9 protein-coding genes and 1 pseudogene are annotated in these 9,720 nt (G+C 66.0%); 5 read left to right on the top strand and 5 right to left on the bottom strand.

Annotated features, from left to right (window positions below; genetic code table 11):
- Nucleotides 1-114: 114 nt before the first annotated feature.
- The 5 genes from HY058_03200 to HY058_03180 form a co-directional block, all read right to left on the bottom strand.
- Nucleotides 115-891: an ABC transporter ATP-binding protein gene (locus HY058_03200; GenBank protein MBI3496293.1), complete on the bottom strand. Its 777-nt coding sequence runs from the start codon at nucleotides 889-891 to the stop codon at nucleotides 115-117.
- Nucleotides 892-896: 5 nt separating this feature from the next.
- On the bottom strand, nucleotides 897-1,763 hold the full coding sequence (locus HY058_03195) for an ABC transporter ATP-binding protein (GenBank protein ID MBI3496292.1): 867 nt from the start codon (nucleotides 1,761-1,763) through the stop codon (nucleotides 897-899).
- Complete coding sequence (locus tag HY058_03190; GenBank protein ID MBI3496291.1) at nucleotides 1,760-2,674, bottom strand: ABC transporter permease; 915 nt, start codon at nucleotides 2,672-2,674, stop codon at nucleotides 1,760-1,762. The genes HY058_03195 and HY058_03190 overlap by 4 nt, the downstream gene beginning before the upstream one ends.
- Nucleotides 2,675-2,831: 157 nt before the next feature.
- A complete protein-coding gene (locus HY058_03185; protein MBI3496290.1) occupies nucleotides 2,832-3,860 on the bottom strand; it encodes an ABC transporter permease in 1,029 nt (342 codons plus the stop codon).
- 144 nt (nucleotides 3,861-4,004) lie between these two features.
- Nucleotides 4,005-5,603 (bottom strand): ABC transporter substrate-binding protein, encoded by a 1,599-nt coding sequence (locus HY058_03180; GenBank protein MBI3496289.1) that lies wholly within the window; start codon nucleotides 5,601-5,603, stop codon nucleotides 4,005-4,007.
- 262 nt (nucleotides 5,604-5,865) lie between these two features.
- Between HY058_03180 and HY058_03175 the strand changes: the two genes are divergently transcribed.
- From HY058_03175 to HY058_03155, 5 genes and pseudogenes are all read left to right on the top strand, one after another.
- Nucleotides 5,866-6,849: a cysteine synthase A gene (locus HY058_03175; protein MBI3496288.1), complete on the top strand. Its 984-nt coding sequence runs from the start codon at nucleotides 5,866-5,868 to the stop codon at nucleotides 6,847-6,849.
- Nucleotides 6,850-6,979: 130 nt separating this feature from the next.
- Nucleotides 6,980-7,831 (top strand): sulfurtransferase, encoded by an 852-nt coding sequence (locus HY058_03170; GenBank protein ID MBI3496287.1) that lies wholly within the window; start codon nucleotides 6,980-6,982, stop codon nucleotides 7,829-7,831.
- Nucleotides 7,832-7,836: 5 nt separating this feature from the next.
- Nucleotides 7,837-8,268: pseudogene (locus HY058_03165) on the top strand (GNAT family acetyltransferase).
- On the top strand, nucleotides 8,242-8,823 hold the full coding sequence (locus HY058_03160; protein MBI3496286.1) for a GNAT family N-acetyltransferase: 582 nt from the start codon (nucleotides 8,242-8,244) through the stop codon (nucleotides 8,821-8,823). Before HY058_03165 ends, HY058_03160 begins: the two are co-directional and overlap by 27 nt.
- Nucleotides 8,824-8,986: 163 nt before the next feature.
- Nucleotides 8,987-9,490: a PAS domain-containing protein gene (locus HY058_03155; GenBank protein ID MBI3496285.1), complete on the top strand. Its 504-nt coding sequence runs from the start codon at nucleotides 8,987-8,989 to the stop codon at nucleotides 9,488-9,490.
- The last annotated feature ends 230 nt before the right edge of the window (nucleotides 9,491-9,720 follow it).

The raw sequence follows: 9,720 nt of genomic DNA, 5'->3' as shown, positions 1-9,720 counted from the left end.
TGTTCAGAAACGTTGCCAGACGTTCCAGACGCAGATGAATCAACGTCATGCGCCCTGTCTACAAAAACTAAACCGGACAGCCGTGGGTCAAGCCCGGCCATGACGATTTCCCAATTAGTCGAAGCTCAAAAGCGCATCGGCCTTGGTGCGGTCGTAGCCGAGGCTGGCGGTCAGGAGCTGGCGCGTATAGGCCTCCCGTGGCTCGGCGCGGCGGAGCTGCTCGACCGTCATCTCCTCGACGATGCGGCCGCGGTTCATCACCGCCAGCCGGTCGCACATGTGGGAGACCACGGCGAGGTTGTGGGTCACCAGCACGAAGGTGAGCCCGTGGGAGTTCCTCAGGCGAAGCAGCAGGTTCAGGATCTCCGCCTGGACCGAGACGTCGAGCGCCGAGGTGGGCTCGTCCAGGAGCAGGATCTTCGGCTCGAGCACGAGGGCGCGCGCGATGGCGACGCGCTGGCGCTGGCCGCCGGAAAGCTGGTGGGGATAGCGGAAGCGGAAGGCGGGGCCGAGGCCGACATCGCCCAAGACCGCCTCGATCCGCCGCTCCACCTCGCCGATGCCGTGGATCGCCATGGGTTCGGAGAGCACGCGATCGACCGTGTGCCTGGGATGCAGCGAGCCATAGGGGTCCTGGAAGACCATCTGCACGAGCTTATGGAATTCCTTCTGGCGCTTCGGCCCTTGCTGGCGGCCGGCGACCATGATGTCGCCGGTCCAAGCCGGATTCAGGCCCGAGAGGGCGCGCAGCACCGTCGACTTGCCCGACCCGGACTCGCCGACGAGCGCGAAAGACTCGCCTTCGACGACGCGGAACGACGCATGGCGGACGGCATGCACCCCATCCGGGCCATGGCCGAAGACCACGTCGAGCCCGGCCACCTCGATCATCGGCGTCATTGCCGCGCGTCCACGCCGGCGGACTCGGCCCAGGCGGGATCCCGGGAGAGAACGGCCAGCTCGTCGACCGGGCGGTCGACCCGCGGCAGCGAGGCCAAGAGGCCGCGGGTGTAGGGATGCGTGGCCTTGTCCAGATCCTTGGCGCGGCAGGTCTCGACGATGCGCCCGGCATACATGATGACCACCCGGTCGCAGAAGCTCGCCACCAGATTGAGGTCGTGGCTGATGAACATGAGGCCCATGCCGCGCTTGCTGACGAGGTCGTCGAGGATGGCCAGCACCTGCATCTGCACGGTCACGTCGAGAGCCGAGGTCGGTTCGTCGCAGATGAGGAGGTCCGGATCGGGGATCAGCATCATCGCGATCATGATGCGCTGGCCCATGCCGCCCGAGACTTCGTGCGGATAGAGGCCGTAGACCCGCGCCGGATCGCGGATCTTGACCGCGTCCAGCATTTCCAGGGTCCGGGTCTTGGCCTCGGCGGTGCCGGCGGCAGTATGCACCTGGTAGGCCTCGGCCACCTGGTCGCCGACGGTCATCACCGGGTTCAAGGAGAACTTCGGATCCTGCATCACCATGGCGATGCGCTCGCCGCGGATCCGGCGCATATCGACTTCGTTCGCCGCCAGGAGGTCGATGTCGGAGAAATCCATGCGCCTGGCGGCGACCTCGCCCGGCGGCCGGATCAGCTTCAGGATGGCGCGGCCCGTCATGGTCTTGCCGGAGCCGGACTCGCCGACGATGCCGAGCTTCTCACGCCCGACCGAAAAGCTGATGCCCCTGACCGCCTCCACCAGGCCCTTGCGGGTGTGAAAGCGGACCCAGAGGTCCTCGACGGTCAACAGGGGCGGCGAAGCCGTCATGAACTCTTCGGGTCGAGCACGTCGCGGAGCCCATCGCCCAGGAGATTGAAGCCGAGGCAGACGATGAAGATGGCGATGCCGGGAATGGTGGCGACCCACCATTCATCCAAGAGGAACCGTCGCCCGGTCGAGATCATCGCACCCCATTCCGGCATCGGCGGCTGGGCGCCCAAGCCAAGAAAGCCCAAGCCGGCGGCGGTCAGGATGATCCCGGCCATATCGAGGGTGACGCGAACGATGAGCGAGGAGGTGCAGAGCGGGATCACATGGCCCAGCACGATGCGCATGGGGGAGGCGCCCTGCAGCCGGATGGCGGCGATGAAGTCGCTGGAGCGGATGGTGAGCGTCTCCGCCCGGGCGATGCGCGCGAAGGGCGGCCAGGCGGTGAGCGCGATCGCCAAGACCGCGTTCTCGATGCCGGGGCCAAGGGCGGAGACGAAGGCGAGCGCCAGGATGAGCCGCGGGAACGCCAGGAATACGTCGGTCACGCGCATGAGCACCGTGTCGGCGACGCCGCCGAGATAGCCCGCGACCGTGCCGACGATGAGGCCCAAGGGAGCAGCCGTCACCGCCACCAGGACGACGATGTAGAGGGTGACGCGGGCGCCAAAGAGGATGCGCGCATAGGTGTCGCGGCCGTATTCGTCGGTGCCGAGCCAATGGGCGGCGCTCGGCGGCTGCAACCGGCTGGAGAGGTCCTGGGCGATCGGCGAGTAGCCCGTCAAGACCGGGGCGAAGATCGCAGCGATGATCAGCGCCACCACGATGCCGAGCCCGATCAGCGCCAAGCCGTTGCTGGTGAACGCGCGCCAGGAGAGAAAGGCTTGGCCAGCCCGTGCCTGCAGGCGGGACTGCGGCGTATCGGCGAGCAGCCAGGCCTTGAGGCCCTGGGGCGGGAGCATGGCCATCATCGACTTGCCGCTCGCCGTGATAGCGACGTGCCCCCACCCCTGCCCTCCCCCACGCTGACCGCATGGGGGAGGGAGTAGGAGGCGGATCTTGCTCCCTCCCTCGCCGTCGTCGGCGGGGGAGGGCTGGGGTGGGGGCATCGCTCCATCATCGGCCTGCCTACCGCGCTCTCGGATCGACCATGCGGTAGAGCAGGTCGGAGAGGAGATTGACGCCGATATAGACCATGCCGACGACGATGGTGGCGCCCAAGACCGCATTCATGTCGGCGGCCAACAGCGCTCGGGTCAGATACTGGCCGATGCCGGGCCAGGCGAACACCGTCTCGGTCAGGACCGCGCCCTCGAGCAGGTTCGCATAGGAGAGCGCGATGACGGTGATGAGCGGCACCAGCACATTGCCGAGCGCGTGGCGCCAGATCACGCGGCGCTCGGAGAGTCCCTTGACCCGGGCGGTGGTGATGTATTCCTGGCCCAGCTGCTCCAGCATGAACGACCGGGTCATGCGGCTGACATAGGCGAGGCTGGCATAGCCCAGAATGGCGGCCGGCAGCACCAGGTGCCGGAGTGCCGAGACGAAGATGTCCCATTCGCCTTCGAGCGCGGCATCGATGAGGATGAGCCCCGTGCGCGGTTCCATCATATCCTCGAAGATGATGTCGACGCGGCCCGGGCCGGGGGCGATCTCGAGCGTGCCGTAGAACAGGAGGAGGCCCATGAGGCCGAGCCAGAAGACCGGGATCGAATAGCCGAAGAGGCCGAGCACGCGCACGATCTGATCCGGCAGCCGGCCCTGCTTGACCGCGGCCATGACCCCCATGGGCACGCCGATGACGACGCCGAACAAGGTGGCGGTGGTGGCGAGCTCAAGGGTGGCGGGAAACACCCGCTTGATGTCGTCGATGACGTATCGGGCCGTGAGCAGGGACTTGCCGAAGTCCCCCGCAAGCACTTGGATCACATAGCGATAGAACTGGACGTAGAGCGGCAAATCGAGTCCTAGGCGCGCCTTCGCCAGGGCGTAGACATCGGGCGCTGCGCGGTCGCCGACCACCGCCAAGAGCGGATCGATCGGCAGCACGCGGCCAATGAAGAAGGTGACGACCATGAGGCCGAAAAACGTCAGCAGAACCGAGCTGACGATGCGGAATGCCGTCCTCAGCCGCTGCTTCAGGATCGCGGAGCCCATTCCGGGCGGCGGCGCCGCAATTCCGACGCCGGTCAAGCACAACCCTCACCCCAGCCCTCTCCCGCAATGCGGGAGAGGGAGGGGACCCGCGATAGCGGGGAGGGTGAGGGTCGCTCGTAGGTCACTAGCCTTTAGGAACGCGCCCTACTGCTTCTTCACCGTCCAGTAGAAGGCGTTCGCCACCGGGCCGCCGGTGATGAAGCCGGTCACGTTCTTGCGCTCGGCGGTCTGCACCAGCTCCTGGAACATGATGACGAAGGGCGAGGTGCGCTGATGCTCGCGCTGGATCTGCCCGTACATGACCGCGCGCTTGGCCGAATCCTTCTCCAAGGTCGCCGCGTCGGTCATCTTGGTCAAGGCCGGGATGTCGTAGGAGTTGCGCCAGGCGAGCGAGCCGGTGTTGTTCGACTCCTGGCGGTTGTCGGTATTGCGCGCGAAGGTGTCGGCATTGGTGTTCGGATCGGGATAATCCGGGCCCCAGGAGCCGATATAGATGTCGTGGTTGCGCGCCCGGTACTTGGTCAAGGTCTGCCTTCCGTCGCCCGGGATGATCTCGAGCTTGATGCCGCCCTTGGCGAAGCTCGCCTGGATCGCCTCGGCCATGTCCTTGGTCGGGAACTGCGTGCGCACATCCATGGTGACCGAGAAGCCGCTGGAGAGGCCGGCCTTGCTCAGCAAGTCCTTCGCCTTGGCGACATCGTAGCGATAGGGCGCATCGTCGATGGCGCCCAGGAAGGTGCGCGGCAAGAACGCCTGATGCACCAGCATCTGGCCGGAGAACAAATTGGCCCGCATGCCGTCATAGTCGACGAGGTACTTCATCGCCTCGATGACCTCGGGCTTGGCCAAAGTCGGGTTCTTCATGTTGAGGCTGAAGTAGTAGATGCGGCCCTTGAGGTCGTCGTCGACGCGGATGGCGGAATCCTTCTTCAAGGCGGCGATGTCGTTGGGCGGCAGTCCGCGCGCCACGTCGATGTCGCCCTTGGCGAGCAACAGGCGACGGGCGCCGGTCTCCGCCACGTGCCGCATGATCACCCGCTTCATCTGCGGGTCGCCGCGCCAATAGACGCCGTCGGCCTTCTCCAGGATGTAGCTGTCGGAGGCCTTCCAGCTCCTGAGCTTGTAGGCGCCGGAGCCGGCGTCGTTGGTCTTCAGCCACTCATAGCCCATATCGCCGCTCTTCTCGTTGGCCATCAGCGTCTTCTGATCGACGATCGAGGTGATATTGGCGGTGAGGCAGTTCAGAACGAAGCTCGGCGCATAGGGCTTGTCGACCTCGAAGACCAGCGTGTCGGGGCCGGTCGCGCGGATCTTCTGCTTGACGTTGTCGGCGGTGAAGCCGAACTGGGTCAGGATGAAGGAGGGCGTCTTCTTCAAGATGACGGCGCGCTGCAGGGTGTAGGCGGCGTCAGACGCGGTCAGCGGATTGCCGGAATGGAACTTGAGTCCCTGCTTGATCTTGAAGGTGTAGGTGAGCGTATCGGGGGAGATCGACCAGCTCTCGGCAATACCCGGGGCATAGCCTTTGCCGAGCTGATTGGGGTCGAGCGCCAGCAGCGCGTCATAGACGTTGTTGGTCACGTCCTCGCCGGAGAACTCGAAGGCTTCCGCCGGGTCGAGGCTGACGATGTCGTCGATCGCATCGGCGATCACCAGCGTGTCCTTGGGCGTGGCCGCCTTGGCGTCGATCGGCTGGAGCGCCGTCGAGGCCAGCAAGGCGGCAACGGCAGCCGCGAACTTCATCATGGATAGAGCTCCCTGTTGGGTGGCGGGTGGGGCCGGACGATGCCGGCCGGCAGCGACGATGGGCCTGAGTGCGAAGCCCGCCCCAGCCCTTGGCGGGAATTGTCGTAGCCGGGTCGAGGCCTTGTCAAGCAAGGCGGGTAGATGGCCTTTGCCCTAGTTTTTCTCCGCATCGCGCGGGCGGGACGGGCCGCGAAGGCCATTGCTGCCTCCCGTCCGCCGCGGCTACGCTCCGCCCCCGCCAGCATCGGGAGCACCAGCCATGGATTTTCGCAAGGGCTTGATCGACGCCATCGGCAATACGCCGCTCATCCGCCTGGAGCGCGCCTCCAAGGCGACTGGCTGCAACATCCTGGGCAAGGCGGAATTCGTGAATCCCGGCGGCTCGGTCAAGGACCGCGCCGCGCTCGCCATCATCCAGGACGCCGAAGCGCGGGGCACCCTCAAGCCCGGCGGCACCATCGTCGAGGGCACCGCCGGCAACACCGGCATCGGCCTCGCCTTGGTCGGCAATGCACGGGGCTACAAGACCGTGATCGTGATGCCGGAGACGCAGAGCCAAGAGAAGAAGGACATGCTCAGGCTGTGCGGCGCCGATCTGAGGCTGGTGAAGGCAGTCCCCTATAAGGATCCGAACAATTACGTCCACTACTCCAGGCGTCTGGCCGAGGAGATGGGCGCGTTCTGGGCGAACCAATGGGACAACACCGCCAACCGCGAGGGCCACCGCACGACCACCGGGCCGGAGATCTTCCGCCAGACCGACGGCCAGCTCGACGCCTTCACCTGCGCGGTTGGCACCGGCGGCACCCTCGGGGGCGTCGCACTTGCCCTCAAGGCGCTCAAGCCATCGGTCAAGATCGTCGCCGCCGACCCGATGGGGGCGGCCATTTATAGCTACTACAAGTATGGCGAGCTCAAGCCCGAGGGCAGTTCGATCACCGAAGGCATCGGCCAGGGCCGCATCACCAAGCAGCTTGAAGGCGCGCCGGTCGACGACGCCTTGCAGATCCCCGACGAGGAAGCGCTGCCGGTAATCTTCGATCTCATCAAGTACGAGGGCCTGGTGCTGGGTGGCTCGTCCGGAATCAACGTCGCCGGCGCCATTCGGCTGGCCAAGCAGATGGGACCGGGCCACACCATCGTCACCATCCTCGCCGATGGCGGCCAGCGCTACCAATCGAAGCTGTTTAACCCGGACTTCCTGCGCGAAAAGAAGCTGCCGGTGCCGGATTGGCTCGCGTGAGGCGCACAACGTCATTCGCTTGCAGCCACAAGCCGCCCTCACCCCGACCCTCTCCCGCAATGCGGGAGAGGGAGGGGACCCGCGACAGCGGGGAGGGTGAGGGTTGGCGGCCGAAAATGGGAGAGGGACAATGACCTATGCCAAGCCCGATGCGTTGGTGAGCGCGGAATGGCTCGCCGGCCGTCTCGAGGATGACGGGGTGCGCGTCATCGACGTCACCTACTTTCACCCCTCCTTGAAGCGCGACGCCAAGGCCGAGTACCGCGCCAAGCACATCCAGGGAGCGGTGCATTTCGACATCGACGACATCAAGCAACCGGGCGATCCGCGCCCGCACATGCTGCCCAAGCCGGAGCTGTTCGCCCTCAAGGTGGGAGCGCTCGGGATCGGCAATCGGCACCGGGTGATCTGCTACGACAGCCTCGGCCTGCAAAGCGCCGCCCGGGCCTGGTGGATGTTCCGCATCTTCGGGCACGACAATGTGGCGGTGCTGGATGGCGGGCTGGTCAATTGGCTGGCCGAGCAGCGTCCGGTCACCGACCGCGAGGAGCAGCCCAAGCCGGAGAGCTTCCGCGCCCGCTTCCGGCCCGAGCTGGTGAAGGCCCTGGAGCAGATCCGCAGCAACATGGCCGAGAAGGCGTTCCAGCTCGTCGATGCGCGCGCCGCCGGGCGGTTCAAGGGCGTCGAGCCCGAGCTCTGGCCCGGTCGTCCCGGACACATCCCGGGCTCGCTCAACCTGCCCTACCCCGACATTCTCGAGCCCAGGCTCAAGACCATGCTGCCGGCGGACGCGCTCAAGGCGAAGTTCAAGGCGGCGGGCGTGGATCTGGCAAAGCCGATCACCGTCACCTGCGGCTCCGGGGTGACTGCCTGCATCCCGGCACTGGCCGCCTATCTCCTCGGCCATGGCGATGCCGCCATCTATGACGGCTCCTGGTCCGAATGGGGCCTTAGGACCGACACGCCGGCGGAGACCGGCTGAGAACCGTGGCCGACAGCGGTCTTCTCATCCGCCCCATCGCCGACCCGGACGGCGAGTCGGTCGTCCGGCTCTGGCAGCAATCGAACCTGATCGTCTCCTACAACGACCCGGTGGCCGACCTTGCGCTGGCGCGGGCGACGCAGAATGCGACCGTGCTGGTGGGGGTGAAGGACGAGCGCGTCGTCGCCACGGTGATGGCGGGTTCGGACGGGCATCGCGGCTGGCTCTACTACGTGGCGGTCGATCCGGCCCTGCGCGGCCGGGGCTTCGCCCGCACCATGGTGGCAGAGGCCGAAGCCTGGCTTGCCGCCAAGGGCGTGCCGAAGGTGCAGCTCATGATCCGCGAGACCAACCAATCGGTGCGCGCGGTCTATGAAAAGCTGGGCTACGAGCACACGCCGAGGGTGGTGATGGCGCGCTGGCTGAAGGAGCCTGAGGCCGGCCCCCGCAAGCCGCTCAGCACGGTCGTGACCTTCCTCGAGATGAGCGCCAATCCGAAGCGCCAGGTGCCGGCGCCCCATGGGGTGCGCGTGGCCTTGATGCGCGCCGAACGCCCGACCGTGGTGTTCTATCGCTTTCTGTTCGATGCGGTCGGCCGGAACTGGGTGTGGATCAGCCGCCGGTTCTGGAGCGACCAGGAGCTCACACGGGTGATCCACGATCCCGGAGTCGAGATCACCATCCTCTATGTCGCAGGCGTGCCGGCAGGCTATTTCGAGCTCGATCGCCGCGTCCCCGGCGCGGTGGAGCTGAGCTTCTTCGGCCTCATGCCGGAATTCATCGGTCTTAGCCTCGGCCGCTTCCTTCTGAACGCCGCCATCGACGCCGCCTGGCAAGGCGAGACGCAGCGGCTCTGGGTGCACACCTGCGATCTCGACCATCCCCGGGCACTCGGCGTCTATCAGAAAGCCGGCTTCGTCGCCGTTCGCCAAGAGCTGGAGACGCTGAAGGACCCCAGGCTCGTCGGCCTGCCCTGGCCGGAAGGGCGTTAACGCAAAGGGCCGCGCTCAGTGCCGGCCGTCTCATACTTACGATGGATGGCGCCCGGCTCGGCGAGGTACCCATAGTCGGGCACCGATGCCAGCGCCAACCCCATGGCGATGCCCCGGCTCATCAGAACCGCGGGAGTCGGCAATCGTAAGGACTTGCGGTGCGATGCACGAACGCTTGCCCTATGAGCGACATCCCCGCTTCCGTCGCCTGCGCGATTACCTCAGCGCCAAGGCACCTGCAGGCATGCTGCCGGGCCGCCAGCACTTCGATCCCTTGGAAGTCCCCGAGCTCCTGCCCTACCTCTCGCTGGTGGAGGTCGTGCCGCAGCCTGGTGCCGCACCCAGGTTGCGTATTCGCCTGGCGGGGACCCAGGTCGTCCGTTACCACGGCGCGGAGGTCACCGGCCGCTTCCTCGACGAGATCATCTCCGGGCCGGATGCACCGGAGATCATCGCCCAGTGCCTGAAGCCGATCATCACCCGCCGTCCGAACTTTCGCCGGGCGGCCGTGGCGGTGCCGGGGCGCGAGCATGTGTCCTATGAGCGGATGGTCTTTCCGCTGGCGAGCAACGGCGAGCATGTGGATATGCTCATCATCACCTTCGTGATCGACATGGATGAGGCCTATTCTTCTCAGGCCTGTGCCCGCGACGCCCTCTTGGCGTGAGCGGCGCCCGAGCCCCTAGAGCGCGTTTCGTTGAGGTGAAACCATCCTCTTATCGTCACCCACGGACTTGATCCGTGGGTCCATCTTGCGATCGCACGATGGATTGCCGGGTCAAGCCCACGGCTGTCCGGTTTAGATTCAGATGCATTGAAGGGTCAATTGGGAGTTATTGAGACTTGGCCCTGGCAGTGGGTTGAGCAGGTGGGCAATTGGCTTTCGATGCATGAGGT

This window comes from Pseudomonadota bacterium, assembly GCA_016195085.1.
Lineage (GTDB): Bacteria > Pseudomonadota > Alphaproteobacteria > SHVZ01 > SHVZ01 > JACQAG01.
Note: the sequence above shows the minus strand (reverse complement) of the source record. Positions and strands in the feature narration are given on the sequence as shown.

Coding starts and splice junctions, on each gene's coding strand:
- HY058_03190 (MBI3496291.1), bottom strand. CDS start 2,674: ATGATGGCCATGCTCCCGCCCCAGGGCCTCAAGGCCTGGCTGCTCGCC.
- HY058_03175 (MBI3496288.1), top strand. CDS start 5,866: ATGGATTTTCGCAAGGGCTTGATCGACGCCATCGGCAATACGCCGCTC.
- HY058_03160 (MBI3496286.1), top strand. CDS start 8,242: ATGGCGCGCTGGCTGAAGGAGCCTGAGGCCGGCCCCCGCAAGCCGCTC.
- HY058_03200 (MBI3496293.1), bottom strand. CDS start 891: ATGATCGAGGTGGCCGGGCTCGACGTGGTCTTCGGCCATGGCCCGGAT.
- HY058_03180 (MBI3496289.1), bottom strand. CDS start 5,603: ATGAAGTTCGCGGCTGCCGTTGCCGCCTTGCTGGCCTCGACGGCGCTC.
- HY058_03170 (MBI3496287.1), top strand. CDS start 6,980: ATGACCTATGCCAAGCCCGATGCGTTGGTGAGCGCGGAATGGCTCGCC.
- HY058_03155 (MBI3496285.1), top strand. CDS start 8,987: ATGCACGAACGCTTGCCCTATGAGCGACATCCCCGCTTCCGTCGCCTG.
- HY058_03195 (MBI3496292.1), bottom strand. CDS start 1,763: ATGACGGCTTCGCCGCCCCTGTTGACCGTCGAGGACCTCTGGGTCCGC.
- HY058_03185 (MBI3496290.1), bottom strand. CDS start 3,860: ATGGGCTCCGCGATCCTGAAGCAGCGGCTGAGGACGGCATTCCGCATC.